The sequence below is a fragment of the Micromonospora sp. NPDC048842 genome (assembly GCF_040649935.1).
GTDB classification, from domain to species: Bacteria; Actinomycetota; Actinomycetes; order Mycobacteriales; family Micromonosporaceae; genus Micromonospora; species Micromonospora hortensis.
The window spans coordinates 15641-42631 of the sequence record NZ_JBEZGK010000035.1 but is presented as its reverse complement, the minus strand read 5'-3'; the positions used below and the strand labels follow the sequence as shown (position 1 = coordinate 42631).

At 71.2% G+C, this 26991-nt stretch carries 29 protein-coding genes; 10 read left to right on the top strand and 19 right to left on the bottom strand.

Annotated elements, in window-relative coordinates:
- Positions 1-135 precede the first annotated feature (135 nt).
- Together AB0C19_RS31165 and gndA are read left to right on the top strand one after the other, a co-directional pair.
- Positions 136-432 carry a thiamine-binding protein gene (locus AB0C19_RS31165; protein WP_196919265.1) on the top strand — a complete coding sequence of 99 codons (297 nt, stop codon included), beginning with the start codon at positions 136-138 and terminating at the stop codon, positions 430-432.
- Positions 433-621: 189 nt separating this feature from the next.
- Positions 622-2064, top strand: a complete 1443-nt coding sequence (gene gndA, locus AB0C19_RS31160; protein ID WP_357191090.1) for an NADP-dependent phosphogluconate dehydrogenase — start codon at positions 622-624, stop codon at positions 2062-2064.
- 126 nt (positions 2065-2190) lie between these two features.
- Here the strand turns inward: gndA and AB0C19_RS31155 are convergent, their stop codons facing one another.
- From AB0C19_RS31155 to recO, 5 genes are all read right to left on the bottom strand, one after another.
- On the bottom strand, positions 2191-2952 hold the full coding sequence (locus AB0C19_RS31155) for a pirin family protein (RefSeq protein ID WP_357191088.1): 762 nt from the start codon (positions 2950-2952) through the stop codon (positions 2191-2193).
- Entirely contained in the window at positions 2949-3176 is a 228-nt protein-coding gene (locus tag AB0C19_RS31150) for a thioredoxin reductase (RefSeq protein WP_357191086.1), read from the bottom strand. The genes AB0C19_RS31155 and AB0C19_RS31150 overlap by 4 nt, the downstream gene beginning before the upstream one ends.
- Positions 3177-3454: 278 nt before the next feature.
- A complete protein-coding gene (locus tag AB0C19_RS31145) occupies positions 3455-3640 on the bottom strand; it encodes a hypothetical protein (protein WP_030336441.1) in 186 nt (61 codons plus the stop codon).
- 71 nt (positions 3641-3711) lie between these two features.
- Positions 3712-4524, bottom strand: coding sequence for an isoprenyl transferase (locus AB0C19_RS31140; protein ID WP_357191084.1), 813 nt, complete (start codon positions 4522-4524; stop codon positions 3712-3714).
- 4 nt (positions 4525-4528) lie between these two features.
- Positions 4529-5395: a DNA repair protein RecO gene (gene recO, locus AB0C19_RS31135; protein ID WP_091409749.1), complete on the bottom strand. Its 867-nt coding sequence runs from the start codon at positions 5393-5395 to the stop codon at positions 4529-4531.
- Between the two features lie 102 nt (positions 5396-5497).
- On the opposite strand from recO, the gene AB0C19_RS31130 reads away from it, so the two are divergent.
- Positions 5498-6310 carry a DUF4097 family beta strand repeat-containing protein gene (locus AB0C19_RS31130; RefSeq protein WP_357191082.1) on the top strand — a complete coding sequence of 271 codons (813 nt, stop codon included), beginning with the start codon at positions 5498-5500 and terminating at the stop codon, positions 6308-6310.
- 80 nt (positions 6311-6390) lie between these two features.
- On the opposite strand, the gene era is transcribed toward AB0C19_RS31130, so the two are convergent.
- The 7 genes from era to AB0C19_RS31095 form a co-directional block, all read right to left on the bottom strand.
- Complete coding sequence (era, locus tag AB0C19_RS31125) at positions 6391-7296, bottom strand: GTPase Era (protein WP_181518637.1); 906 nt, start codon at positions 7294-7296, stop codon at positions 6391-6393.
- The gene (locus AB0C19_RS31120) at positions 7293-7679 is read right to left on the bottom strand and encodes a cytidine deaminase (RefSeq protein WP_266304669.1); all 387 of its coding nucleotides are present in this window, start codon (positions 7677-7679) and stop codon (positions 7293-7295) included. The genes era and AB0C19_RS31120 overlap by 4 nt, the downstream gene beginning before the upstream one ends.
- Complete coding sequence (locus AB0C19_RS31115) at positions 7672-9096, bottom strand: hemolysin family protein (protein ID WP_112619635.1); 1425 nt, start codon at positions 9094-9096, stop codon at positions 7672-7674. Before AB0C19_RS31115 ends, AB0C19_RS31120 begins: the two co-directional genes overlap by 8 nt.
- Positions 9072-9545, bottom strand: a complete 474-nt coding sequence (gene ybeY / locus AB0C19_RS31110) for an rRNA maturation RNase YbeY (protein ID WP_030491788.1) — start codon at positions 9543-9545, stop codon at positions 9072-9074. The genes AB0C19_RS31115 and ybeY overlap by 25 nt, the downstream gene beginning before the upstream one ends.
- Before the next feature lie 15 nt (positions 9546-9560).
- Positions 9561-10619: a PhoH family protein gene (locus tag AB0C19_RS31105; RefSeq protein WP_091409765.1), complete on the bottom strand. Its 1059-nt coding sequence runs from the start codon at positions 10617-10619 to the stop codon at positions 9561-9563.
- Positions 10620-10750: 131 nt separating this feature from the next.
- Positions 10751-12148, bottom strand: a complete 1398-nt coding sequence (locus AB0C19_RS31100) for a serine hydrolase domain-containing protein (RefSeq protein WP_357191078.1) — start codon at positions 12146-12148, stop codon at positions 10751-10753.
- Positions 12149-12221: 73 nt separating this feature from the next.
- Positions 12222-12581: a histidine triad nucleotide-binding protein gene (locus AB0C19_RS31095; protein WP_088988083.1), complete on the bottom strand. Its 360-nt coding sequence runs from the start codon at positions 12579-12581 to the stop codon at positions 12222-12224.
- Between the two features lie 107 nt (positions 12582-12688).
- Here AB0C19_RS31095 and AB0C19_RS31090 point away from each other — a divergent pair, with 107 nt between their 5' ends.
- Both AB0C19_RS31090 and ppk2 read left to right on the top strand, forming a co-directional pair.
- Positions 12689-13450 (top strand): SDR family oxidoreductase, encoded by a 762-nt coding sequence (locus AB0C19_RS31090; RefSeq protein WP_357191075.1) that lies wholly within the window; start codon positions 12689-12691, stop codon positions 13448-13450.
- Positions 13451-13522: 72 nt separating this feature from the next.
- Positions 13523-14434, top strand: coding sequence for a polyphosphate kinase 2 (gene ppk2 / locus AB0C19_RS31085; RefSeq protein WP_330438603.1), 912 nt, complete (start codon positions 13523-13525; stop codon positions 14432-14434).
- 19 nt (positions 14435-14453) lie between these two features.
- Here ppk2 and AB0C19_RS31080 read toward each other — a convergent pair whose 3' ends face one another.
- From AB0C19_RS31080 to hrcA, 3 genes are all read right to left on the bottom strand, one after another.
- Positions 14454-15188, bottom strand: a complete 735-nt coding sequence (locus AB0C19_RS31080; protein ID WP_357191072.1) for a 16S rRNA (uracil(1498)-N(3))-methyltransferase — start codon at positions 15186-15188, stop codon at positions 14454-14456.
- A 1-nt stretch (position 15189) separates the two neighbouring features.
- On the bottom strand, positions 15190-16335 hold the full coding sequence (gene dnaJ / locus AB0C19_RS31075; protein ID WP_181518639.1) for a molecular chaperone DnaJ: 1146 nt from the start codon (positions 16333-16335) through the stop codon (positions 15190-15192).
- Between the two features lie 75 nt (positions 16336-16410).
- Entirely contained in the window at positions 16411-17433 is a 1023-nt protein-coding gene (gene hrcA, locus AB0C19_RS31070) for a heat-inducible transcriptional repressor HrcA (protein ID WP_091409786.1), read from the bottom strand.
- A gap of 225 nt (positions 17434-17658) precedes the next feature.
- Between hrcA and AB0C19_RS31065 the strand changes: the two genes are divergently transcribed.
- Positions 17659-18285 carry a DUF4870 domain-containing protein gene (locus AB0C19_RS31065; protein ID WP_357191070.1) on the top strand — a complete coding sequence of 209 codons (627 nt, stop codon included), beginning with the start codon at positions 17659-17661 and terminating at the stop codon, positions 18283-18285.
- A gap of 67 nt (positions 18286-18352) precedes the next feature.
- Here the strand turns inward: AB0C19_RS31065 and hemW are convergent, their stop codons facing one another.
- Positions 18353-19576, bottom strand: coding sequence for a radical SAM family heme chaperone HemW (gene hemW, locus AB0C19_RS31060; RefSeq protein ID WP_357191143.1), 1224 nt, complete (start codon positions 19574-19576; stop codon positions 18353-18355).
- A 19-nt stretch (positions 19577-19595) separates the two neighbouring features.
- Here hemW and AB0C19_RS31055 point away from each other — a divergent pair, with 19 nt between their 5' ends.
- Positions 19596-20384 carry an enoyl-CoA hydratase-related protein gene (locus AB0C19_RS31055; protein WP_238690179.1) on the top strand — a complete coding sequence of 263 codons (789 nt, stop codon included), beginning with the start codon at positions 19596-19598 and terminating at the stop codon, positions 20382-20384.
- A gap of 48 nt (positions 20385-20432) precedes the next feature.
- Here the strand turns inward: AB0C19_RS31055 and AB0C19_RS31050 are convergent, their stop codons facing one another.
- Positions 20433-21197 carry an SDR family NAD(P)-dependent oxidoreductase gene (locus AB0C19_RS31050; RefSeq protein ID WP_328652545.1) on the bottom strand — a complete coding sequence of 255 codons (765 nt, stop codon included), beginning with the start codon at positions 21195-21197 and terminating at the stop codon, positions 20433-20435.
- A 323-nt stretch (positions 21198-21520) separates the two neighbouring features.
- Between AB0C19_RS31050 and AB0C19_RS31045 the strand changes: the two genes are divergently transcribed.
- The 3 genes from AB0C19_RS31045 to AB0C19_RS31035 all read left to right on the top strand — a co-directional run bounded on the left by AB0C19_RS31045 (position 21521) and on the right by AB0C19_RS31035 (position 24878).
- Entirely contained in the window at positions 21521-22381 is an 861-nt protein-coding gene (locus AB0C19_RS31045) for a hypothetical protein (RefSeq protein ID WP_357191066.1), read from the top strand.
- Between the two features lie 221 nt (positions 22382-22602).
- Positions 22603-23505, top strand: coding sequence for a phytanoyl-CoA dioxygenase family protein (locus AB0C19_RS31040; RefSeq protein WP_357191064.1), 903 nt, complete (start codon positions 22603-22605; stop codon positions 23503-23505).
- A 185-nt stretch (positions 23506-23690) separates the two neighbouring features.
- Positions 23691-24878, top strand: coding sequence for a low temperature requirement protein A (locus AB0C19_RS31035; protein WP_357191062.1), 1188 nt, complete (start codon positions 23691-23693; stop codon positions 24876-24878).
- 27 nt (positions 24879-24905) lie between these two features.
- Here the strand turns inward: AB0C19_RS31035 and AB0C19_RS31030 are convergent, their stop codons facing one another.
- Both AB0C19_RS31030 and AB0C19_RS31025 read right to left on the bottom strand, forming a co-directional pair.
- Positions 24906-26099, bottom strand: coding sequence for a low temperature requirement protein A (locus AB0C19_RS31030; protein WP_357191060.1), 1194 nt, complete (start codon positions 26097-26099; stop codon positions 24906-24908).
- A gap of 204 nt (positions 26100-26303) precedes the next feature.
- Entirely contained in the window at positions 26304-26945 is a 642-nt protein-coding gene (locus AB0C19_RS31025; protein WP_357191058.1) for an MOSC domain-containing protein, read from the bottom strand.
- Between the last annotated feature and the right edge of the window lie 46 nt (positions 26946-26991).

Here is a 26991-nt window from a genome sequence, read left to right as displayed (position 1 = left end):
CGGGACGCCCGGAAGCGCACGGACCGCGACGCGGGACGGCGGGCCGGCTCGGAAGTGGGGGCGTCAGTTACGCATGTTCGTACCGTAGCCACCGCCCGACCGACGCGCATCCGTTTTTACTGGCACGATCAACACATGCTGATCGCGTTCTCGATCACCCCGCTCGGCGGTGACGACTCCGTGGGTGACCTGGTCGCCGAGGCGGTGCGGGTGGTCCGTGCGTCCGGTCTGCCCAACCGGACCGATGCCATGTTCACCACCGTCGAGGGCGAGTGGGACGAGGTGATGGCGGTGGTGAAGCAGGCGGTCGACGTGGTCGCCGCACGGGCGCCCAGGGTGAGTGTGGTGCTCAAGGCCGACGTCCGGCCCGGGGTCACCGACGCGCTGACCGGGAAGATCGCCCGAATCGAAGCCCGTCTCGCCGAAGGCTGACGCGCGCGGCGCGGGATGACGACACGTTTCCCTGCCCGGGGCTCACCGACCACTGCCGAGAGCCCGAGCCGCCAGGGGCAACGTCCACATTACGTGCAGTAAAGGGACGTCGATCACTGGTCCGTATCGGCTCACATCACGGTAAGTTTCCAAACGCTGATAGTGGTGTGACGAGAGGTGGCGGCACGAATGGCTGATCAGGCGAGGGCACAAATCGGTGTGACCGGGCTGGCGGTGATGGGTCGCAATGTGGCCCGCAACCTGGCCCGCAACGGCTTCACGGTGGCAGTGCACAACCGCTCGCCGGAGCGCACCCGCAGCCTGGTCGCCGAGCACGGCGACGAGGGGACGTTCCTGCCGGGCGAGACGATGGCCGATTTCGTGGCGTCACTGGAACGACCCCGCGCGGTCATCGTCATGGTGAAGGCCGGTGCGCCCACCGACGCGGTGATCGACGAGTTGGTGCCGCTGCTCGACGAGGGCGACATCATCGTCGACTGTGGCAACGCCCACTTCGCCGACACCCGTCGCCGTGAGGAGGCGCTGCGGGCGCAGGGGCTGCACTTCAGCGGCACCGGCGTCTCCGGCGGCGAGGAGGGCGCGCTGCGCGGGCCGAGCATCATGCCGGGCGGCTCCGCCGAGTCGTACGCGAAGCTCGGGCCGATGTTCGAGAAGATCGCCGCCCAGGTGGACGGCGTGCCGTGCTGCACGCACGTCGGGCCGGACGGCGCCGGGCACTTCGTCAAGATGGTGCACAACGGCATCGAGTACGCCGACATGCAGCTCATCGCCGAGGCGTACGACCTGCTCCGGGCAGGCCTGGACGCAACGCCGGCCGAGATCGCGGAGATCTTCCGAGAGTGGAACAACGGCGAGCTGGAGTCGTTCCTCATCGAGATCACCGCTGACGTGCTCGCGCACACCGACGCGGCGACCGGCCGGTCGTTCGTGGACATCGTGCAGGACCGGGCCGAGCAGAAGGGCACCGGTCGGTGGACCGTGCAGAGTGCCCTGGACCTGGGCATCCCGATCACCGGGATCGCCGAGGCGACGTTCGCCCGTTCGCTCTCCGGGCACGTCGACCAGCGCGAGGCGGCCCGCCGGGCGTTCCCCGACGCGGGTGAGAAGTGGCAGGTGACCGACCGGGAGACCTTCGTCGAGGACGTCCGCCGGGCGCTGCTCGCTTCCAAGATCGTCGCGTACGCGCAGGGCTTCGACCACATCCGCTCGGGCAGCCAGGAATACAACTGGGACATCGACCTTGGCGGCACCGCGACGATCTGGCGGGGCGGCTGCATCATCCGGGCCCGCTTCCTCAACCGGATCCGTGAGGCGTACGACGAGCAGCCGGACCTGCCGACGCTGCTGGTGGCGCCGTACTTCGCCGAGGCGGTCAGCGCTGGCGTGCCGAGCTGGCGGCGGGTGGTGGCCGACGCGACCCGGGCCGGTGTGCCGACGCCCGCGTTCTCGTCGTCGCTGGCGTACTTCGACGCGTTGCGGGCGGAGCGGCTTCCCGCCGCGCTGATTCAGGGTCTGCGGGACAACTTCGGCGCGCACACCTACCAGCGGGTGGACCGCGAGGGCTCGTTCCACACCACCTGGGCCGCCGATCGCACCGAGTCGCCGGCGTAGCCGCGGTGGCGCCCTGCGCGCCACCGTGATCGTGCTCGATCCTTGATGTAGTGGTCTCCCCCCGGCGGGGAGACCACTACATCCATGTTCGGGCGAGATCATGGAGGTAGGCCGCGCGGGTGACGGTCAGGCGACAGTGGCGTGCATCTCCCAGACGAGGATCTCGGCCGGTTCGTCGGCGGTGACACGCCGGCCACCGGTCATGGTGAGCCGGGCGGCGTCGCCGCTGCCGAGCGGACCGCTGCCCTCCAGGGTCACAGTGCCGTCGGGCACGTAGACGTGCACGTAGGGCGCGTCCGGGATGGTGACCTCGTCGCCGGGGGCGAGACGGGCGGCGTGCAGGGTCGCGTACCGGTTGCGGATCCGGATCGCGGACGCGCCGTCGTACCGGTCCATGCCGGAGGCGATCGGCACCAGGCCCCCGCGTAGCAACTCGTCCTCGATCTCGAGCTGCTCGTAGCCGGGGTCGACGCCCTGCTCGTCGGGGAGCACCCACATCTGCACGAAGTGCACCGGGTCGGTGTGCGGCTCCTGGTTGTGGAGCCGCCAGGCGTCGTTCTTCTCCGAGTGCAGGATGCCGGTGCCGGCGCTCATCCGCTGGGCCAGACCCGGGTAGATCACCCCGGAGTGCCCGGTGGAGTCCTGGTGCACAAGGGAACCACGCAGCACCCAGGTCACGATCTCCATGTCCTGGTGCGGGTGGGTCTCGAAGCCGGCCCCCGGTCGGACCACGTCGTCGTTGTTGACAAGCAGCAGGCCGTGGTGGGTGTTGGCCGGGTCGTAGTGCCGGGAGAACGAGAAGGAGTGCTTGGAGTCCAGCCAGGAGATTCGGGTGGCGAAGCGATCATCGGCACGACGGATGTCGACGGCGGGCGCGGGCGCGGTCACCAGGCACGCTGCCCGGCGTCGGGGGTCGACGGCGCCCAGGTCAGGGCCGGCTCACCGGTGGCCAGTTCGGCGATCTCACCGGTGCGCAGCTGCGCTGTGTGGCCGAACTCGGCGCAGTGCTGCTCGGCGATCTCGGCGCAGATCTCGGCCACCTGTTCGCACATCGGGTCGCCCAGGTCGGCGGCGTTCAACGCCATGATCATCTTGAAGCGGAGATCACGCATCTGCCCCCCAACCGCCGTCGTCCCACCACCTCCGGACCCTACCCGCCGCCCGTGCGCAGGACCCCGAAACAACCAACCCACCCCAACCCGCCCACCGGCCGCGCGCCCACCCCGGGTCGCGTCGATCATGGAGTTGTGGTGGTGAACATAAGTCACAAGGGCGCCTAACCCGGCCACCACAACTCCATGATCGACGGGCGGGGCGGGGCGGGGCGGGGGGATGCGGCGGCGCCCCCGCACGAGGGGTGCGGGGGCGCCGGGGACAGTTGGGGGGTCGGTCAGAAGAAGCGGCGGCGCTTGGCCTTCTGCGGACGGATCAGGTCCGCACCCTTGGTCAGCAACCGGGTAGCCCCGGAGGGACCACGCCGGGCCTCCAGGGTGTGGCTGAGCCGTCGGGCGCCGGCCGCGGCCAGCGGCACCGCGATCGCCATCACCGCCCACTGGGCAATGCGCTTCTGGATCATGTGGGTTCACCTCCGTCAGTGGCTTCTGACGTCTCTGATACCCAGAGTGACGTGCGGGTAAGCGCGTCGGCTCAGATAACCGGCGCGACCGGGTTGGGCAACGCGCCGCCGAAGCGTCGGTCCCGCTGGGCGTACAACTCGCACGCGTACCAGAGGTGGCGACGGTCGAAGTCGGGCCAGAGCGTGTCCAGGAAGACCAACTCGGCGTACGCGGTCTGCCAGAGCAGGAAGTTGGAGATCCGCTCCTCCCCGGAGGGGCGCAGGAACAGGTCCACCTCCGGAATCTCCGGGTGGTAGAGGTACTTCGCCACGGTCTTCTCGGTGACCTTCGCCGGATCCAGCCGGCCAGCCGCCACGTCCCGCGCGATCGCGGCGGCGGCGTCGCCGATCTCGGCCTGCCCGCCGTAGTTGACGCAGAACTGCAGGGTCAGCGTCGAGTTGTCGCGGGACATCTCCTCGGCGGTCTGCAACTCGGAGATGACGCTCTTCCACAGCCGACCGGGCCGGCCCGACCACACCACCCGTACGCCCAGGTCGACCAGCTGGTCACGGCGGCGACGGATCACGTCTCGGTTGAACCCCATCAGAAACCGGACCTCGTCGGGCGAGCGCCGCCAGTTCTCGGTGGAGAACGCGTACGCCGACAGGTACGGGATGCCCATCTCGATGGCACCCTCGATGGTGTCGAAGAGGCTGTGCTCCCCCGCCTCGTGCCCCTTGGTGCGGGGCAGCCCGCGGTCCTTGGCCCAGCGGCCGTTGCCGTCCATCACCACCGCGACGTGCTTCGGCACCGCCTCGGTGGGCAGCGCCGGGGGGCGGGCCCCGGACGGGTGTGGCACCGGCGGCGTCGGCTCGCGCCGGTCGGCCTTTTTCGTTCGGATCACTCGGTCACTCCCTGTTCGCGCCGTCCGCCCCGGCCTCGACGTCACCGCGTGGCCGGAGCACCACGGCCCCGGTGCCCTCCGGCGGCGGGGCCGTGCCGGCCGCCGAGGAACCCCGGTCGACCAGCGGCAGCGAGCGTAACGCGCGCTCCAGGTGCCACTGCAGGTGAGCCGCGACAAGCCCACTGCACTCCCGACGTACGGCGGCGTCGGTGGCGTCGGCGATCACCCAGTCGCCGGAGGTCAGCGCGGACATCAGATCGATGGTGGCCGGGGCGGGATGAGCCGCCCCGGGGGGCCGACAATCCGGGCAGACCGCGCCGCCGGCCGGCACCGAGAACGCCCGGTGCCGACCGGGCGTGCCGCAGACCGCGCAGGCGACCAGCGCCGGCGCCCAGCCGGCCAGGGACATCCCGCGCAGCAGGTACGCGTCGAGCACCAGGGTGGTGGCGTGCTCGCCCCGGGACAGCGCCTTCAGCGCGCCGATGGTGAGCTGGAACAGCCGCAGCGACGGCTCCCGTTCCACCGGGGTCAGCCGCTCGGCGGTCTCGGCGATCGCGCTGGCCGCCGTGTAGCGCGGATAGTCGCCCAGGAACCGTTTGCCGTACAGGTCGATGCCCTCGACCTGACTCACGGTGTGCAGAGAACTGCCGTGGTTGCCCTTCGGGTCACCGGCGAGCTGGAGGTCGACGTGGCCGAACGGCTCCAGTCGGGCACCGAACTTGCTGGTGGTGCGGCGGATCCCTCGAGCCACAGCGCGCAGCCGGCCGTGCCGGCGGGTGAGCAGGGTGATGATCCGGTCGGACTCGCCGAGCTTCTGCACACGCAGCACCACCGCGTCGTCGCGGTAGAGCTGTCGGCGATACCCGGCCATCGGACCATTCTCCCTCGGGGTGTGAAATCAGGGTTGGTTCGGGGTGCAAGCGCGGATGAACCCCGATGCGGCCGCCTCGTGCTCGGTCGTAGCGTGCTGGTCATGGCACTGCACCTGACCACCACCACCCCCCGCCGTCGTCGCGTCGCCGCTCCCGTCGCGCTAGGGCTCGCCACCACGCTCATCGTGCTCGCCGGGTGCGACAACCTGTCGTTCCGTCGGCTCGACTACGACAACACCGAGGCCGTCCGGATCACCACGGTCCGGGTCTCCGGGGGTTCGGGCGACGTGGTGGTCCGCGGCACCGGCCCGGCGTCCGAGGTGCGGATCAAGCGAGTGGTTCGCTACCAGGGCGGCGAACCGGACAACACCCGCTACGAGATCAAGGGCAGCGAGCTGGTGCTGGACACCGACTGTGGCTCACGGTGCAGCGTCTCGTACGAGGTGACGGTGCCGGAGGGTGTGGCGGTGCAGGGCGAGACCAGCTCCGGCAACGTCGAGCTGAGTCGGGTCGGCACCGTGGACCTCCAGGTGCGCTCGGGCGACGTGCGGATCTCCGGTGCGTCGGGCGCGGTCGGGGTGGAGGCCCGTTCCGGCAACATCGAGGTGAGTGAGGCCGCCGCGGCGGTACGGCTGCGTGCCTCGTCCGGAGACATCAGCGCACGCCGGCTGGGCGGCACTGTCGACGCCGAGGCCAGCTCGGGCAATGTCAACGTCGAGCTGGACAAGCCCGCCTCGGCCCGGGTCCACGCCTCCAGTGGTGACGTCACGCTTGTGGTGCCGCAGGGCAGCTACCGGGTCCGGTCCAGCGCCGACTCCGGCGACAAGACCGTCACCGTCGCCGACAACCCGGCGGCGTCCCTGGTGCTCGACGGTTCGGCAAACAGCGGCAACCTCACGATCAGCGAGCGTTGATCTCGGCTCTCGCTGATCGTCCACCGCTGCCCGACCGAGGGCGATCGTGCCGCCGGTCGGGCAGCGGTGAATGAGGTGAGTCAGAAGCCCAGCTTGCGCAGTTGCCTCGGGTCGCGCTGCCAATCCTTCGCGACCCGCACGTGCAGGTCGAGGTAGACCCGACCGCCGAGCAGCTCCTCGATCTGCTTGCGGGCGTTGGTGCCGACCTCCTTGAGCCGACTCGCCTTGTGCCCGAGCACGATGGCCTTCTGGCTGGGCCGCTCCACGTACAGGTCGGCGTAGATCTTCATGACCTGACCCTCGGGGATCATCTCCTCCACCACCACGGCGATGGAGTGCGGCAGCTCGTCGCGGACCCCCTCCAGGGCGGCCTCCCGGATCAGCTCGGCGACCAGCACCTGTTCCGGGTCGTCGGTGAGCATGTCGTCCGGGTAGAGCTGCGGCGACGGTGGCAGGTACTTGGTCATCACGTCGACGAGGGTGTCCACCTGGTGCCCGGACACCGCGCTCACCGGCACGATCTCGGCGAACTCCCCCATCTTGCTGACCGCCAGCAGCTGCTCGGCCAGGCGACGCTTGTCCACCAGATCGGTCTTGGTGACCACCGCCAGCACTGTCGCCTTCAACTCGGCCAACTCGCCGGTGATGAACCGGTCACCGCGCCCGACCGGCTCGTCGGCGGGGATACACAGGCCGATCACGTCGACCTCGGTCCAGGTGGACCGGACCAGGTCGTTGAGACGTTCGCCGAGCAGCGTACGGGGGCGGTGCAGGCCCGGCGTGTCGACGAGGACCAGCTGCGACTCCGGTCGGTGCAGCACCGCCCGGATGACGTGCCGGGTGGTCTGCGGCTTGTTCGAGGTGATGGCGATCTTGGTGCCGACGATGGCGTTCGTCAGCGTCGACTTGCCGGCGTTGGGGCGACCGACGAAGCAGCCGAACCCGGCCCGGTACGGACGCGCCTCCGGGTCCTGCACCGGGCTCACTGGGTCACCGTGCCGAGGACAGTGCCGTCCGGAGCGGCCACGTGGACCGGTGCGTCCGCCGCGAGGTCGCGTACCGCAGCGTGCCCGGCACCATCCAGCGTCGACGCCTCGGTCACCACCACCGCCGCCTCCAACCGAGTCGCCCCGGCCGCCACTGCCGAAGCGACCGCCAACTGCAGCGCGGTGAGCGTCAGCGACGGCAGCGCGACGCTGGCAGCCGCGTACGTCCGGCCGTCCTGGTCGCGAACCGCGGCGCCCTCCACGGCGCCGACCCGCGCGCGGGCTCCCCGGGCCAGGACGACGAGCTTGCCGTCCTCGGCGCTCAGCGCGCCCGACGCGGTGGGGGTGGGCCGGGCGGCAGGCGCGGCGGGTGTGTCAGGCATCGGCGGGTTGCCTCTCGTCGTCTCGATAGTTGTCAGTGTCGTCTCCGGGGCCAGCGTGCTCGCCGCGCCCCGCGGTGTCCTGTTCATCGCCCGGCTCCACCCGACTGACCAGGACGGTGTCGATTCGGTTGCGCCGGCCGGTGGTGCCCTCGGCGACCAGGCGGAGACCGGCGACCTCGGCCTCGGCACCTGGGATCGGCACCCGCCCCAGCGACTGGGCGAGCAGACCGCCGACCGTCTCCACCTCGTCGGTGGGCAGGTCGGTGTCGAACATCTCGCCGAGATTCTCCACCGGCAGGCGAGCGGTCACCCGCACCGAGGAGTCCGCCAGACGTTCGACGGGCGGGCGCTCGACATCGTACTCGTCGGTGATCTCGCCGACGATCTCCTCGAGGATGTCCTCGATGGTGACCAGACCGCCGGTGCCGCCGTACTCGTCGACCACGATGACCAGGTGGTTGCGGGCCGCCTGCATCTCGGACAGCAGGTCGTCGACCGGCTTCGACTCGGGTACGAAGGTCGCCGGGCGCATCAGCTCGGCCACCGGCAACTGCTCGGCCCTCGGGTCCCCGCCACGGGAGCGCCGGATCAGGTCCTTGAGGTAGAGCACCCCCAGCACGTCGTCGACGCTCTCGCCGATCACCGGGATGCGGGAGAAACCGGAGCGCAGGAAGAGCGCCAGCGCCTGCGCGAGCGTCTTGCCCTCCTCGATCCACACCATCTCGGTACGCGGCACCATCACCTCACGGGCGATGGTGTCGCCGAGCGCGAAGACGGAGTGGATCATCTGGCGTTCGCCGTGCTCGACAACGCCGCGCTGCTCGGCCAGGTCGACCAGCTCCCGCAGCTCCACCTGGGTGGCGAACGGACCTTCCCGGAAACCGCGCCCCGGGGTGACCGCGTTGCCGATCAGGATCAGCAGCGACGCGAGCGGGTTGAGCGCCCGGCCCAACCAGCGGACCAGCGGCGCCACCGCACGACCCACCGCGTAGGCGTGCTGCCTGCCGATGGTGCGCGGGGCGACGCCCACCACCACGAAGCTGACCACTGTCATCGCGCCGGCGGTCACCAGCGCGGCCCGCCAGCCGGCGCCGAAGCTGTCCACCGCCACGAGCGCCACCAGCGTGGTGGCGGTCAGCTCGGCGAGCAGCCGCAACAGCAGAAGCAGGTTGAGGTGCCGGACGACGTCGCCGGCCACGACCTGGAGGGTACGAGCGCCGCGCACGCCGTCGCGGGCCAGCTCGGCGGCTCGTGCCGGTGAGACAGCGGCGAGGGCCGCCTCGGTCATCGCGATCAGGCCGGCCAGCACCACCAGACCGGCCGCGAAGACGATCAGCTGAAAGTCGGGAAGGCCGGCGGTGGCGCCGGCCGCGAGTAACGGAGGAGTGGACATCACTGGGTGCGGGTCGACCGCCAGCTCGCCAGCAGCCGAGCCTGGAGTGCGAACATCTCCCGCTCCTCCTCCGGCTCGGCGTGGTCGTAGCCAAGCAGGTGCAGCACCCCGTGCACGGTGAGCAGGTGCAGCTCGTCGGCCGGCGCGTGCCCGGCGGTCGCCGCCTGCTTGGCCGCCACCTCCGGGCAGAGCACGATGTCGCCGAGCAGGGCGGGCTCGCCGCCGGCCGGTGCGGACTCACCCGGGCCGTGGTCGACGCTGCCCTCGTCCATGGGGAAGGCGAGCACGTCGGTCGGGCCGTCGCCACCCATCCAGCGGTGGTTCAGCTCGGTCATGTAGTCGATGTCGACCAGCAGCACTGACAGTTCGGCGAGGGGGTTGACCCCCATCTCGTCGAGGGCGTGCCGGGCGACGGCGAGCACGGCGTCGGTGTCGACGTCGACACCGGACTCGTTGGCGATCTCGATGGACAACTGCTTTCCTCTGCTTTAGCGGCGGCGGGCGGCCCGGCCGCCCTGGGCGGGTCGCCCAGGCACGGCGTGAACGCCCTGCGCCTGCTGGTTCTCCCGCTCGGCGTCCCAGCGGGCGTACGCGTCGACGATCTCCCCGACCAGCTGGTGGCGGACCACGTCAGAGCTGGACAACTGGGAGAAGTGCACGTCGTCGACGTTTTCCAGGATCTCCCGAACCACCCGCAGGCCGCTGCTCGTCCCGCCGGGAAGGTCCACCTGGGTGATGTCACCGGTCACGACGATCTTGGAGTTGAAGCCGAGTCGGGTGAGGAACATCTTCATCTGCTCGGGCGTGGTGTTCTGCGCCTCGTCCAGGATGATGAACGCGTCGTTGAGCGTCCGACCCCGCATGTAGGCGAGGGGGGCGACCTCGATCGTGCCGGCGGCCATCAGCTTCGGGATGGTCTCCGGGTCGAGCATGTCGTGCAGCGCGTCGTAGAGCGGGCGCAGGTACGGGTCGATCTTCTCGTTGAGCGTGCCGGGCAGGAAGCCCAGTCGCTCGCCCGCCTCGACCGCCGGCCGGGTGAGGATGATCCGGTTGACCTGCTTGGCCTGCAACGCCTGGACGGCCTTCGCCATCGCCAGGTAGGTCTTTCCGGTGCCGGCCGGGCCGATGCCGAAGACGATGGTGTGGGTGTCGATCGCGTCGACGTACTTCTTCTGCCCGAGCGTCTTGGGGCGGATGGTGCGCCCGCGCCGGGAGAGGATGTTGAGTGTCAGGACCTCGGCGGGCCGCTCGGCGCTGCCCTGCTCGAGCATGCCGACGGTACGCCGGACGGCGTCAGTGGTCAGGGTCTCGCCTTTCTCGATGAGTTCGAGGAGCTCGCTGAAGACCCGCTCGGCGAGGGCGTTGTCAGCGGGGTCACCGGTGATGGTGATCTCGTTGCCGCGGACGTGCACGTCACTGGTGACCGAGCGTTCGACGAGTCTGAGGATCTCGTCGCCTGCGCCGAGCAGATTGACCATGATCTTCGGGTCGGGCACTGTGATCCTGGTCTGCACCCGGGGCGGGCCGGGAGGTGGGGTGCCGGTCATAGGTTGGGCCGAAGGGCCCTGCGCCACCTGCTCTCGATCTCGGCGCCGGCCTCCTGGCCTGGCGTGCGGACGTTACACCCATCGTATCGGTTCAACGCGGGCCGCATCGCGCCCATTTCCGCTGGCCGCGATCAACTCCCGGCCCGGAAGTCGTACCTGTCGAAGGTCTCCTGGTGGCGGGTGAACCGGTACGTCGCCCAGTGCATCCGGACCACCGCGCCGGCCTCATCCCGGGTCAGCCGCAGCAGCTCACCGACCTCCCGACCGGAGACCACCCGGAACACGTCCGGCTGGTCCGGCAGCGGGGTGAAGATCGCCGGCGGACGTCCGGTCGGATCACCGACCCCCCGCGCCCGCAGGGTGCCGTCGTGCCAGGAGAAGACGTACTCGGAGCCCTCGCCCCACCAGCGGCCGAGCGCACCCCGCAGGGCCGCCGGCGCGGGTGCGCCGGGCCGCCAGGGCTCGATCTCGGCCGGGTCGTGCTCGACCGCCGCGGCGAGCAGCCGGTGCGACAGGTCGAACAGTTCGCTCGCCGTTCCGGACGAGCCGAGCACCGCGGCGCCCATCGCGCCGGGTGTGCCGTCACCGCCGCGACGGCCGTACGCCCCGGCGAGGAAGCCGGGCATCGCCCCGTCGTGCCCCACGTGCATCACCCGCTCCCCCTGCGGGATCAGGATCAGCCCGAGCCCGAAGCCCGCGCCCCAGAGCGTCTCGTCGGTGGTGGTCAGCGGCCAGCGCATCTCGTCCAGGGTGGCCGGGGCGAGGACCGCGCCGGTCGGGTCCAGCGCCGCCGGGTCGGCCAGGAACGCCGCCCAGCGGGCCATATCGGTGGCGGTGCTCCAGAGCTGGGCGGCCGGGCCGACAGCGCCGAAGTCGGTCGGCGGTTCCGGGTGCGCCTCGTCGGAATACGCGTCGACCAGGAACCCGGTGGCCGCCGTCGGCAGTGGGGTCACTGTGGTGTCGGTCAGCCCCAACGGCGTCAGGATCCGCTCGGTGAGCGCCTGCGCCCAGCCGCCGCCGCGGAGCCGGGCGACGAGTTGGCCGAGGACGGCCACGCCCAGGTTGGAGTAGTGGAACCGCCGGCCGGTCGGCAGCACCCGCTCGGCTCGGCCCAGCTCGGCGACCAGTTTGTCGTCGTCCGGTGCGCGCAGGCTGTCCCACACATCGCCGAACGGCTCGCGTTGCAGGCCGCCGGTGTGCGACAGCAACCGGCGCACTGTCAGCTCGCCGTGCGCCGGCAGTTCCAGGTGCCGTCCCACCGGGTCGTCCAGGTCCAGCAGCCCGTCGTCGCGGCACTGTAGGACCAGCACCGCTGTGAACGTCTTGGTGATCGAGCCGATCCGGAACTGGGTGCCCGCGCCCAGGGGGCTGTCGGTGCCGGTCTCGCCGACGGTGCAGCTCCAGAGCGGTCGGTCGGCCCGGTGCAGCGCCGCGGACACCGCCGGCACCCGGGCTTCGGCCTGCACCCGCCGGACCAACCGGTCCAGGTGCTCATCCGCCCGAGAGCCAGGCGCCGCACCTCCGGTCACGCCCCCGCTCCGCTTCGCTGCGCGTCGGCGTGAGGCACCCCACTGAGCCTTCTGGTTCGCTCGCTGCGCTCGCTCACGCCAGGTCCCGGGCGAGCATCGGGCCGAGCGGCGCACCACCGAGCAGGTGCGCGTGCACGTGGAAGACCTCCTGCCCGCCGTACGCGCCGGTGTTGAACATCAGCCGGAAACCGTCGCCGAGCAGCCCCTCGTCCTCGGCCACGGCGGCGGACGTCGCCAGCACGTCGGCGGCCAGCGCCGGGTCACCCTGGGCGAGCGTGGCGACGTCGGCGTAGTGCTCCTTCGGAATGACCAGGACGTGCACCGGCGCCTTCGGGTCGATGTCGCGGAAGGCGAGCGTGGTGTCGGTCTCCCGGACCACTGTGGCCGGAATCTCCCCGGCGACGATGCGGCAGAACAGGCAGTCGGATCCCATCGGGGCAGTGTAAGGACTAACGGGCCGGGAGCACTCCGGCGCAGCACGCGCCGGAGTGCTCCCGGCCCGTTCGTAGGCCAAGGCACTGCTGAGGCAGGATGGCCGGCATGACGGATCGGGCGGTACTCGTGACCGGGGCCTCGCGCGGGATCGGCCGCGCCGTGGCGAAGGCGTTCGCAGCCGGCGGCGACCGGGTGGCCATCCACCATCGCGACTCCGCCGACGCGGCCGAGGAACTGCGCGCGCACCTGCCGGGCACCGGGCACGCCGTGGTCCGCGCCGACCTCACCGATCCGGACGCGGTCCGGGTCATGGTCGACCGGGCCGCCGAACTGCTCGGCGGACTGGACGTGCTGGTCAACAACGCCGGGACGTACGGCGACCGCGACGACCCGCACCCGATCTTCGGCGCCTCGTACGAGGAGTGGCAGAAGCGCTGGCGGCAGGTCATGGAGACCAACCTGACCGGCGCCGGCAACGTCACCTGGTGCGCCGCCCAGCACATGCGCGAACGCGGCGGGCGGATCGTCAACGTCTCGTCCCGTGGCGCGTTCCGCGGCGAACCGGAGCAGCCGGCGTACGGCGCCAGCAAGGCGGGGCTGAACGCGCTGGGCCAGTCGCTCGCCGTGGCGCTCGCGCCGTACGGCATCACTGTCGCCACCGTCGCGCCGGGCTTCGTGGCGACCGACATGACCACCGAGCACCTGCGCGGCGAGCGGGGCGCGGCCATCCGGGCGCAGAGCCCGTTCGACAGGGTCGGCCAACCGGAGGAGATCGCCGCCGCCGTGCACTGGCTGGCCTCGCCGCAGTCCGAGTGGGCCTCCGGCACCATCGTCGACCTCAACGGCGCCTCCTACCTGCGCAGCTGAGGTCGACGCATTCGGCAGATCACCCGACCGGGGAGGTGGTTCGCGGTTCGCGGGAGGGTAAGTCCCACCGACATGGCCGACTCCGCGTTGCTGGACCTCACCGCCGACTACCGGGTGGCCGACGGCCACGACGACGACCCTGTCCTGCTCCGCCCCGACGGCACCCCCGTCGAGACCTGGCGCGAGGACTACCCGTACGACGAGCGACTGGACCGCGAGGAGTACGACCACGACAAGCGGCTGCTCCAGATCGAGCTGCTGAAACTCCAGGACTGGATCAAGGAGTCCGGCGAGCGTTTGGTGATCCTCTTCGAGGGCCGGGACGCGGCCGGCAAGGGCGGCACCATCAAACGCTTCATGGAGCACCTCAACCCGCGTGGCGCGTCGGTGGTGGCGCTCGCCAAGCCGGACGAGCGGGAAGCCGCCCAGTGGTACTTCCAGCGGTGGCTGGCGCACCTGCCGGCGGCAGGTGAGATCGTGCTGTTCGACCGTTCCTGGTACAACCGGGCCGGCGTGGAGCGGGTGATGGGCTTCTGTAGCCGCAAGGAGTACCTGGAGTTCCTGCGGCAGGCCCCGGAGCTGGAACGGATGCTGGTGCGCTCGGGCATCCGGCTGGTCAAGTTCTGGTTCTCCGTCTCCCAGAACGAGCAGCGCACCCGGTTCGCGATCCGCCAGGTCGACCCGGTCCGGCAGTGGAAGCTGTCCCCGATGGACATCGCCTCACTCGACCGGTGGGACGAGTACACCGAGGCCAAGGAGGCGATGTTCTTCTGGACCGACACGGCCGACGCGCCGTGGACGGTGGTGAAGAGCAACGACAAGAAGCGGGCCCGGCTCGAGGCGATGCGGCACGTGCTGCACCGTTTCGACTACACCGGCAAGGACCCCGAGGTGGTCGGCGCACCGGACCCGCAGATCATCGGGCCGGCCGGGCTGGACCTGGGGCCCGAGGAAGAGGTGGTGCCGGTCTTTCCCCGGCCCTGAACGAGCCCGAGGCCCGCTGTCACCAGCGGCCGAGGCGGGTGGCGAGCACGCTGAGGGCCGCCACCCCGGCGGTGGAGGTGCGCAGCACGGCCGGCCCGAGGCGTACGGGTCGCCCGCCGGCCTCGGCGAAGGCGGTCAGCTCGGCCGGGGCGATGCCACCCTCCGGGCCGATCACCAGCACGATCTCGCCGGTGGAGGGCAGCTCGGCGGTGGTGAGCCGCTCGTCGGCCTCCTCGTGCAGCACGAACCCGGCGGCGGCGCCGGCGATCCGACGGGCAACGGTGGCGGTGGACTCGTCCGGCGCACCGGCCACCACTGGCAGCCACGGCCGGCGGGCCTGCTTGGCCGCCTCCCGGGCGGTGGCCACCCACTTCTCGCGGGCGCGTACGCCCCGGTCACCGCGCCACTGGGTCACCGAACGCGAGGCCGCCCAGGGCACGATCTCGTCCACCCCGACCTCGGTCATCGCCTGCACGGCCAGCTCACCTCGGTCGCCCTTGGCGATGCCCTGCACCGTCACCAGACGGGGTACTGGCGCGTCCGCGTACCCCCGGGAGGTGATGGTGACCTCCAGGCTGCCCCGGCCGACGGCGGTGACCACTGCGGCGGCCGTGCCACCCCGGCCGTCGGCGAGCAGCAGCTCCTCGCCGACGCGCAACCGCTGCACTGTCGCGGCGTGGTGCCCCTCGGGGCCGTCCAGTGTCAGCGCGTCGCCGGTGGGCAGCGCCTCGACCAGGAACAGCGGCGCGGACACCTCAGGCGTGCCCGTTGAACGCGTCGCGCATCCGGGAGAAGAAGCCGCCCTGCTTTGACAGCTCGGCGACCTCCTCACCACGGGTCTTGGCGAAGTCGCGCAGCATCTTCTCCTGGTCCGGATCGAGCTTGGTCGGCGTCCGCACGTCCAGGTGGACGTAGAGGTCGCCTCGGCCGGTGCCGCGCAGGTGCGGCACGCCCCGCGCGCGCAGTCGCAGCGTGCTGGCCGGCTGGGTGCCGGCCTTGACGTCGACGGTCTCCTCGCTGTCCAGCGTCTTGATGGTCAGCCGGGTGCCCAGCGCCGCCGCCGTCATCGGCACTGTGACCCGGCAGTGCAGGTCGTCGCCCTTGCGCGAGTACACGTCGTGCGGGCGCTCGTGGATCTCCACGTAGAGGTCACCGGCGGTGCCGCCGCCGGGGCCCACCTCGCCCTGCTGGGCCAGCCGGATCCGCATGCCGTCCTCGACGCCGGCCGGGATCTTGACGGTCAGCGAGCGGCGGGTCCGCACCCGGCCGTCGCCGGCGCAGGTGGGGCAGGGGTGCGGGATGGTGGTGCCGTAGCCCTGGCACACGGTGCACGGCCGGGCGGAGACCACCTGGCCGAGGAAGGTGCGCTGCACCGACTGCACCTCGCCCCGACCGCCGCACGCCTCGCAGGTCGCCAGGTGCGTGCCGGCGGCAGTGCCGGCGCCGGAGCAGGTGGTGCAGAGCACCGCGGTGTCGACGGTGATCGGGGCCTCGACGCCGAACGCCGTCTCGTGCAGGTCGAGTTCGAGTCGCAGGATCGCGTCGGCGCCCGGGCGGGTACGCGGCCGTGGGCCACGGGCGCCACCTCCGGCACCGCCGAAGAACGCGTCCATGATGTCCTGGAAACCGACGAACGGGCCGGCGCCTCCGGGACCACCCGGGCCGCCGGCACCGCCACCACCCGGGGCGAGCGGGTCGCCACCCAGGTCGACGATCTGCCGCTTCCGGTCGTCCGAGAGGACCTCGTACGCGGCGTTGATGTCCTTGAACTTCTCCTGAGCCTCCGGGTCCGGATTGACGTCCGGGTGGAACTGGCGCGCCAGCTTGCGGTAGGCGCGCTTGATCTCGTCATCGGAGGCTTCCCGGCTCACACCGAGAATGCCGTAGTAGTCCCTGGCCACTGCGTTCCGTGTCCTCATGTTCGTCTCGCGTTGCGCCGGTCGGCGGCCGCAGCCGGCCGCATCGGCCCTGACCAATCAGTTCTGGGCCAGCAACTCGCCCACGTAGCGTGCCACGGCGCGCACCGTGGCGATGTTGCCGGGGTAGTCCATCCGGGTGGGCCCCAGCACCCCCAGGCCGCCAACGATCGTGGTGCCCGGGCCGTACCCGGTGCTGACCACCGAGGCGGCGCGCAGGTTGTCGAACTCGTTCTCGTCGCCGATCAGCACCCGGGTCGTGCTCGGCTCGGTCTCACCGATGAGCTTGAGCAGCACGACCTCCTCCTCCAGGGCTTCGAGGATCGGCCGCAGGGAGCCCTGGAAGTCGAGCAGGCCGCCCCTGGTGAGGTTCGCGGTGCCGGCGAGCGCGATCCGCTCCTCGTGCCGCTCGACGAGCGTCTCCAGCAGGACGGTGGCGAGCGTGGTCATTGTCGGACGCAGGCCGGTCGGCGCTTCCTCGACCAGCGCCTGCACCAGCGGGGGCGTCTCGGACAGCCGGGCGTTGGCGAGCTTCTCGTTGATCAGTCGGCGCAGGTCGGTGACGTCGTCGGCGGGCACCGGCCCGGGCAACTCCACGAGTCGCTGCTCCACCCGCCCGGTGTCGGCGATCATGACGAGCATCAGCCGGGTGGTGGAGATCGGCACCAGCTCCAGGTGACGCACCGAGGAGCGGGCCAGGCTCGGGTACTGCACGACGGCGACCTGCCTGGTCAACTGGGCGAGCAACCGCACCGTGCGGTGCACCACGTCGTCGAGGTCGACAGCGCCGACCAGGAAGCGCTCGATGGCCCGGCGCTCGGCCGGGCTGAGCGGCTTGACCCGGGACAACCGGTCGACGAAGAGGCGGTAGCCACGGTCGGTGGGCACCCGGCCGGCGCTGGTGTGCGGCTGCCGGATGTAGCCCTCCTCCTCCAGCACGGCCATGTCGTTGCGGACAGTGGCCGGGGAGACCCCGAGCTGGTGCCGCTCGACCAGCGCCTTGCTGCCGACCGGCTCCTGGGTGGAGACGTAGTCTTCGACGATGGCGCGGAGCACTGCGAGTTTCCGGTCGTCGAGACCCATCCTCCGCACCTCCTGTCGCACGTCGGCCGCCGGCGCTCTGGGCCGGTCGGGCCGTCCTGGCACTCGACTGTAACGAGTGCCAGTCTACGTCGGCGGGCCCGCCGACGCGATGATCAACGGCCACCCTTCGGTGCGGCCCACACCACCCTGTGGGGCCGATCGGCCCACACTGCCAGGCGGTGTCGCTCTGGTGCGGCGTTGCCACTGGCACCTACCGTGACATCCATGACTGAACCTCCTCGCCCTCCCGGCTCGGGCGACCCCGGCAACTACCCGCCGGAGCCCACCTCCCCAGGCCCGTTTCCGTCGGCCGAGCCGCCCACCGCACCACTGTCCGGGGCACCCGGCCCAGCCGGCTATCCCCCGCCCGGTGGCTATCCGCCGCCCACCGGTGACCAACCGCCGTCAGGCGGCTACCCTCCGGCAGGCGGCTACCCCCCGCCCGGTGGCTATCCCCCACCCGGCGGCTACCCGGCCGGTGGGGCCTACGGCGGCCCCGGCGGCGGCTACGCCACCAACGAGGACAAGACCTGGGCGCTTGTCGCGCACTTCGGCGGCGCGCTCGGCGCGCTGGTCAGCTTTGGTCCGCTGGGCTTCGTCGCCCCGCTGATCGCCTACCTGGCCCGCGGCCAGCAGTCGCCGACCGTCCGGGCGCACGCCCTCGCCGCCCTGAACTTCCAGATCCTCTGGTCGATCATCGCGTTCGTGCTGCTCTTCGTGAGCTGGTGCCTGCTCTTCCTGCCCAGCATCGCCGTCGTGGTGATCCAGATCCTGTTCGGGATCATCGCCGGCATCAAGGCCAACGAGGGCACCCCGTACCGCTACCCGATGACTGCCAACTTCATCAAGTGAACCGGGCCGGCCGCTCCCCCGGCCGGTCCGGATCACCGCGGTCCCGGTCCGGGCAGCGGTGGGCCACTCAGGGCAGCAGGTCGCGGACGACAGCGTCGGCGAGCAGCCGCCCGCGCAGTGTGAGCACCGCCCGGCCGGCGGCGTACTCGTCGGCGGCCAGGAGGCCGCCGGCCAACGCCCGCTCGGCGCCGGCCCGGCCGGCGGCGTCGAGCACCGCCAACGGAAGGCCGCTGGCCAGCCGCAGCCGGAGCATCACGTCCTCCATGTGCGCCTCGTCGACAGTGAGCACCTCCCGGGCCAGGCCGGGAGACGCGCCGGCTGCCAACCGCTGGGCGTACGCCGAGGGGTGTTTCACGTTCCACCAGCGCACCCCGCCGACGTGGCTGTGCGCCCCCGGGCCCAGCCCCCACCAGTCCGCGCCGGTCCAGTAGAGCAGGTTGTGCCGGCAGCGGGCCTCCTCGGTGCGGGCCCAGTTGGAGACCTCGTACCAGGAGAGCCCTGCCGCGTCGAGCGCGGCCTCCGCGGCCAGGTAGCGGTCGGCGGCCACGTCGTCACTGGGGTACGCCAGTTCGCCGCGTCGCATCCGGGCGGCGAGCCGGGTGCCGTCCTCGACGATCAGGGCGTACGCGCTGACGTGGTCCACCCCGGCGGCGACGACCTGCTCCAGCGAGGCGGCGAAGTCCTCGGCCCGCTCCCCCGGGGTGCCGTAGATCAGGTCCAGGTTGACGTGCTCGAACCCGGCGTCGCGCGCCTCCAGGGCGGCGGCGGTGGCCCGGCCGGCGCTGTGTTTGCGGTCCAGGATCGCCAGCACCCCCGGGGAGGCGGACTGCATGCCCAGCGAGATCCGTGTGTAGCCGGCGGCCCGCAGTAGCTTCAACGACTCCGGGGTGACCGACTCGGGGTTGGCCTCGGTGGTCACCTCGGCGTCGGCGGCCAGCCCCCAGGTGCGGTCGATGCCGTCGAGGATGCGGGCCAGGTCGTCGGCGGGGAGCAGGGTGGGCGTGCCGCCGCCGACGAAGACGGTGTCGACCCGGGGCGGCGGGGTGTCGCCGAGCACCCGGCCGGCGAGCTTCAGCTCGGCCAGGACCGTGTCCGCGTACCCCTCGCGGCTCGCGCCGCCGCCCAGCTCGGACGCCGTGTAGGTGTTGAAGTCGCAGTATCCGCAGCGGCTGGCGCAGAACGGGACGTGCACGTACACGCCGAAGCCGCGCGCGCCGACCGCAGTGGTGGCGGTGGCGGGCAACGATCCGTCGACGGGGACGGTCTCACCATCTGGAAGGACGCCGGGCATGGCCACTAGTGTGCCCGGCATGACCTCTCCCGACGTCCTCGTGCGGGTCGCCACGGCCCGTGGGGTGACCACCCTCACCCTGGACAGCCCGCACAACCGCAACGCGCTCTCCACCGGCCTGATGACCCAACTGCTGGCTGGGCTGGCTGACGCGGTCGCCGACGAGGCGGTCCGTGTGATCGTGCTCGACCACACCGGCCCGGTCTTCTGCTCCGGAGCGGACCTGAAGGAGACCGCCGCGGCGTACGCCAGCGGGACGGTGCCGGCCGGCATGCTGGGTGACGTGCTCGCGGCGCTCTGGGAGTGCCCGAAGCCGGTGCTGGCCCGGGTCGGCGGGCCGGCGCGGGCCGGTGGGCTGGGCCTGATCGCCGCCGCCGACCTGGCGGTCTGCGCCGACGAGGCGACGTTCGCGTTCACCGAGGTCCGCATCGGGGTGATCCCGGCGGTGATCTCGGCGACAGTGCTGCCCCGGCTGCACCCTCGCGCCGCCGCCGAGCTGTACCTGACCGGCGACACCTTCGACGGTCGCCGGGCCGCCGAGATCGGCCTGGTGACGGCCTCGGTCCCGGCGGACGGGTTGGACGACGCGGTACGGGGCTACTGCGACTCGCTGGTGCGCGGTGCGCCCGGGGCGCTGGCCGGCGCGAAGGAGTTGCTGCGCCGACCGGGTACGGCCGAGTTGCGCGCCGATCTGGCGCGGCTCTCCGCCGTCTCGACCGGCTACTTCCTTTCCGACGAGGGGCGCGAGGGGGTCACCGCGTTCCGGGAAAAGCGACCGGCGCGCTGGGTGCCCGCTCTCGACGACTGAGGATGGGGGCGCCGCCGTCGTTCGGCGGCGCCCCGGTGTCCTGCCGGGTCACCAGGCGGTCGCGCCGCCGTCGACCGGGTAGTTCGCCCCGGTGATGTACGACGCCCGGTCGGACGCGAGGAAGACCACCAGCTCGACGACCTCCTCGGGGCGCGCGAAGCGCTTGAGCAGCGTCTTGGCGGTGATGGCGTCCCGGGCCTCCTGGTTGTCGCCGAGGTCGCGTTCGCTGGCCGGGGTGAGTGTGGGCCCCGGGCTGACCGCCACCGCGCGGATGCCGTGGGGCGCGCCTTCGAGCGCGAGCTGTCGCGTCATCCCGATGATGCCGGCGTTCGCTGCGGTGTGACCGACCATCGGCGGGACGTGGCCGCCGATCAAGCCGGCCATGGAGGCGGCGCTGATGATGACACCGCCACCGCGTCGGACCAGGTGCGGCCAGGCGAACTTCGACACGAAGTACGGAATGTCGAGTTCTCCGGTGATGGTGTAGCGCCAGTCCTCCACGGAGAAGTCGGGCATCGGGCCGAAGCGGAGCGCGGCCGCGTTGTTGTAGACCACGTCGAGGCCACCGTAGGCGGCGGCAGCGTCGTCGACGAGCTTGCGTACCTGCTCGGGGTCGGTGAGGTCGACCGGCGCGATGCCGGTCATCTCGCCGCCGGCGCGGCGGACGAGTTCGACGGTCTCGTCGTTACCGGCGACCTGGAGGTCGGCCCCGACGACCTTCGCGCCCTCGCGGGCGAAAGTCAGCGCCGCGACGCGGCCCAGACCACCGCCGGTGCCGGTGATCAGAACGACCTTGCCATCGAGCGTTCCCATGGAACTCCTCCTCGTGCGGTGACCCACGCGTCCGACTATGCGGTGGTAGATCGAATTGACATGTCAACCGGGTTAAGTCCTTGACCGGTCAATCGCTTCCCGATATCGCTTACCCGGTGACGCTCACGACAGCCCCGCACCGGGGCGGGTGACAGAACGACGCAGCAGGTGAGATCGAGACCAGAGCGGGAACGTCGCCAACCGGTACGCGACAGCGGAGGCGCCCCCGAACCGGTCAGAGTCGGCCAGGTTGGGCCCGAACCGCGCGGACGACCCGGACAGCGCCTGCGGGGACGTACGCTTGGCGAACTGTCGATCTGGGGGTGTGGGTGCGAACTCGGGCAACCGTGGCGGGTGGAGTGGTGCTCATCCTCGTCGCCGTGATCGCGATCTGGCTCGTCGTACGACAGGTCGGCGACAACCTCAGGTTGCCGCTGGTGGCACGGAAGTGCACGGTGCAGGCCGACGGACGTGTCGCGCTGGACGCCGACCAGATGGCCAACGCGGCGACCATCGCGGCAATCGGCGCGAAGCGCGGAATGCCCGAGCGGGCCGTCGTGGTCGCGCTCGCCACCGCGTACCAGGAGTCCGGGCTGCGCAACCTCGCCGACGGCGACCGCGACTCGGTCGGCCTGTTCCAGCAGCGGCCGAGCCAGGGCTGGGGCACTCCGGCGCAGATCCGCGACCCGCGTTACGCGGCCAACCGGTTCTACGCGGCCCTCAAGAAGGTGCGCGGCTGGGAGAAGATGCGGGTCACCGACGCCGCGCAGCGGGTGCAGCGCTCGGCGTTCCCCGAGGCGTACCAGAAGTGGGCCGACGACTCCGAGGTGCTCAGCCGGGCCCTGCTCGGCGACGCCAGCGGCGCGGTCACCTGCTCGGTGGGGCGCACCCCGGCGATGCACGGCGCGTCGGCGGCTGCGCAACTGACCCGCAACCTGGTGCTGGACTGGGGACTGAAGGGCACCGACCCGACCGACCCGACCGGGTTGGCGGTGACTCCGGGCGACCAGCGCGACGGCTGGCGGTACGCGCACTGGCTGGTCTCGCACGCCCAGGACCACGGCGTGAAGCGGGTCCGCTTCGGCGACCTGGAGTGGACCGCCCGCGAGGGCTCGTGGGGCCGGGTGGACGGTCGGCAGAACCCCGCCGGCCAGGTGGTGGCCGAGGTGTTCAACGAGGGTTGACCGACCCGGATCTCTTAACCGGCAGTCACCGCACAATCGGGCAATGCCCATCTAATCGCACTATTGATCTCCCGGATCTCACTCTGTGCGTTTCTCTCGCTGCGCGGGGTCCCACACTGGCCCAATCCCGCACCACACCCTCCCCGATGCCTGGACCGCCGCGTTACGATCGGCGGCCTGTGCCAGAAAAGGTTTCACCTCATGGGGAGGGGTACGACGCGGTGTTCGATTACGGCGACCGGACCGGTTACGAACCGATCAGCGACACTGACCGCAAGGAGTTCCACGAGCAGGGCTTCCTCCTGCTGCGCAACGTCCTGACGGAGGACCACCGGGCGGCGCTGGAGGCGGCGGTCGACCGCGTCTACGCGGAGGAGCAGGCCAAGGGCACCACCAAGAAGGACGGCACCCTGCACCTGCTGGGCTTCCTGGAGCGCGACGAGCTCTTCGGTGAGCTGCTGACCCACCCGATCGCCTTCCCGTACATGTGGGGGCTGGCCGGCTGGAACATCTACACCCACCACAACCACCTGGACGTCACCCCGCCGGCCGCCGAGCCGGAGAAGCCGTACTGGGGTTGGCACCAGGACGGGTACCGCCAGAACTCCGACCCGGAGACGATGGACCCGAACCTGCCTCGGCCGATGTTCTCGCTGAAGGTCGCGTACGTGCTGTCGGACCTCTCCGAGACCGGCCGCGGCGCCACCAAGGTCATCCCGGGCAGCCACCTGAAGAACTCGCTGTCCCGGCCGGCGGACCTCACCGTGCAGAACCCCGACCCGGAGGGCACGGTGGAGATCACCGCCAACCCGGGCGACGCCTTCATCTTCGACCGCCGGCAGTGGCACTCGCGGTCGACGAACCTGTCGACCATCACCCGCAAGATGCTCTTCGTCGGGTACACCTACCGGTGGATCCGTCCCCTGGACGAGCTGCACCCCGACGTGGACGGCGAGTGGTACCGCAACCGCACCCCCGTGCAGCGCCAGCTGATCGGTGAGGGCACCCACACCGCCAACTACTGGGGCATCAACTGGGACGGGTACGTCGACGACGAGATCCCGCTGCGTAAGGAGCTCAAGGAGCGCGGTCTGCTCGACCGCAACATCCCCTGGCTCCGCTGATCCACGGCTCGTAGGACGGCCCCCTGCCGACGCTCAGCGTTGGCAGGGGGCCGTTCCACGTTCGCGGACGGACCGCTCGGGCCGAGCCCGTTCCCGACCACCGGGGACCGCACTGTCGGTAGCGTGGCGGGTGCGCAGGTCGGGGCGTGGTGCGCAGGGCGTGGGGTGGCACAGGAGGCAGCGCAGTGACATCCGCTCCGCTCCCCCGGATCCTCCGCCGCCGCGGCGAGCCGGAATACCCGACCTTCCTGGAACTCTTCTTCGATCTCGTCTACATCTTCATGTTCTCCCGGCTCGCTGCCAGCCTGGCCGAGAACCTCACCGTCCGGAGCGCGGCGCAGACCGCCGTCCTGCTGCTGGCCGCCTGGTGGGTCTGGGTGCTGACTGCGTGGCTCACCGACCTGTTCAACCCCCGACTGCCGATCATCCAGGCGACAGTCCTGGTGGTCATGCTCGGCACCCTGCTGATGGCGATCGCGACGCCGTACGCCTTCGGTCGGTACGGGTGGCTCTTCGTCGCGGCGTACTTCGGTATTCACCTGGTCCGTGACGCCGTCCTGATCCCCGGCACCCGAGTGAACCGCCCGATCCAGGCCAGGAGCATCCGGGTCTTCTTCTGGTTCGGCGTCACAGTGACGCCCTGGGTGGCCGGAGTGTTCGTGGACGAGACCGCCCGACTGGTGCTCTGGTCGCTCGCGGTGGCGATCGACCTCGGCTCGGCTCGGATCGGCTGGCCGACGCCGAGGCTGGGGCGTACCGAGCTCGCCAGCCAGATCTTCACCGGTGTGCACCTCTCCGAGCGGCACCGGGCGATCTTCATCGTCGCCCTCGGCGAGTTGATCCTGAGCACCGGCACGGGGCTGGCCGGCAGCGGATTCACGGCCGGCGCGGTGGCTACCGGCGCTGTCGCGTTCGTCAGCGCGGTTCTCCTGTTCCAGCTCTACTTCCAGCGGGTCCAGCGGATCCTGGCACCACCGAGCGTCGCAACTGTGGAACGGGTCCGCTCCGGCACCTCCACCTCGTACAGCCACCTCGTCATGGTCGCCGGGGTGGTGCTGGTCTCGACCAGCACCTCGCTGGTCATCGACCGGCCGTTCGGTCGCGCCCCGGCCGAGCTGGTGGTCGCCACCCTCGGCGGACCGGTCCTGTTCCTGCTCGGCAGCGTCCTGTTCGACGCCGTGGTGACCGGCCGGATCCTCTGGTCCCGGGTGCTGGCGATCGTGGTGCTGTGTGCCGTGATGGCACCCGCGACACTCCTGCTCACACCCCTGACCGCCCTGGTGCTGGCGAACCTGGTCCTGCTGATCACCCTGGTCGGCGAAGGGTGGGCCGCGCGCAGCCGCCTGGTCGGGGCCGCCGCGCCATCGCGATGAAGCGCCGTCGGCGGCCCCGGGAAAGAGTCACCGCAGCATCGGCGGCGCCGGCGTTCGCGCGTGTCGCCGGGTGCTCAGCAGATTCGCCACGGCGATCAGGGCCAGCACGGTCATGGCGAGCAGCGCGACAAGCACCGGCGGCAGCAGGGGCGTGGCCGGCGCCACGCCCGCCAGCAGCACCAGCCCGGCCAGCCGGGACCTTGAGATCCGCCCGAACACCGTGAAGTCGAGGACACCCCGGCCGACCAGGTACAACGCGGGGCCGCCGAGGATGACCGCGGCCCACGACGACGGGGTCTCGCCCCACGGGCGGCTCACCACCAGGTGACTGGTGACCGCCGCGCCGACGATTCCGGCCACCATGATCAAATGGGTGACCGCGGCGGACTGGGTGAGCAGCGCCGGGTTGGACGACCTGGCGATCGCATCGGTCAGCAGCTCACCGGCGCGGTAGATGTAGATCCGCCACATCAGCACCACCGTGCTGAACACCACCACCAGCGCCCAGGCCCGTTCCATCGTGTACTCGCTCATGCTGAAGGTCGTTCCGGTCACGAACAGCGAGACACCGAGCGCGACGATGACGAACTGCCGGTACCGCTCGGCCACCCGCCCGCCGACCAGCCGCCAGTCGCGCGGTCGTGAGCGACCGATCCCGGGCACCGGCCAGCCCAACGCCGCTGCGCCGTACTCGACGACGACAGCGAGCACCCAGATCGCCAGTTGCCCCGAACCGCCGACGAGCGCCCCACCAATCCAGCCGATGCCCGCGACGGCCTCCCAGATCAGGATGCGGATGCTGCGACGCGGCGGCCTCCTGAGCGAGACGACCAGGATGTAGTAGGCCGCCGTACTGAGGTGGATGACCACGTACGTGGTGGCGAAGAGCAGCCGGCGATCGCCGTACGCATCGGCCGCGAGCGCGGCCAACAGCAGGCTGGCGGCCGCCACCCAGATGAACTGCCCCTGCCCGGCAGGGCGGGTCAGGTCGACGCTGTCCGCCGTCCACACCGTCAGCGCCCAGATCATCGTGAACCCGAGCAGCAGCACCAGCGTCTCCGCGGCGCCCGTCCAGGTCAGGTTCTCGGTCAGCACCGTCGCCAAGGTGACCAGCGCGAAGACGTAGACGAGGTCGAAGAAGAGCTCCAGGAACGCCGGACGCTCCAGGCCCGGATCGGGGGGTGACGCCCCTGCGGCACCACCGTCCGTCGCCATCGACATCGCGCTCCACCCGGTCCCCGCCGCACGCCCTCCGTGGGGACGATACGGGCAAGTCCGACGCTGGACCCGTCATCGGGGTTCTTCCGGGTCGGATCCGCCGAGCCCGCCGGTGCTCGTCGCGGCGTCGAGGCGGATGTCGCCGGTGCTCGTCGCGGACGCCGCCGGTGCTCGTCGCGGCGTCGAGGCGGATGTCGTCGGGGTCGGTCAGCCCCGGGCGGCGAGGCGTCGTCGGGCCTTTTCCCTGATCGGCGCCGGCAGATCCTCGACGTCGAGCAGCCGGGGCAGCAACTCCGGTTCCAGGCTGGTCGCCCGGAACACCTCGCCGATGGTGACACCGTGCGCCGGCCGGTCCACCACCTCGACCGGGTCACCCGCGCCGACCTCCCCCTCGCGCAGCACCCGCAGGTAGGCCCCGGGCGATGCCCGGACGGTGAACCGCTTGATCAGATCCGGTACGCCCCAGAACCCGGCGAACGTGGTGCAGGGCGTACGCGGCTTGGTGACCTGCAGCAGGGCCGAACCGACCTGCCACTGCTCGCCGATCACCGCACCCGTCACGTCGACCGCGTAGGTGGTCAGGTTCTCGCCGAAGCCGCCGGGCGGTATGGCGCGACCCAGTTCGGCCACCCACCAGGCGGCGTCCTCCTCCGCGTACGCGTAGACCGCCTGGTCCGGGCCGCCGTGCTGGGGCCGCTCAGCGATGAAGTCGCCCGCCACGCCGCCGGTGAGCAGCGACACCGGGCCGTCGACCGGCCGCTTGTCGATGCCGCTGCGACCGCTCGCGTCGCTGGCCCACCCAGCCTCGGTCACGATGCCGAGGTTCACCGCTGCCACCCTGCCCGTCATGACCGTCAGCCTAGTGGCGGTCCATGGCTGGGCAGGGCGGCAGCGT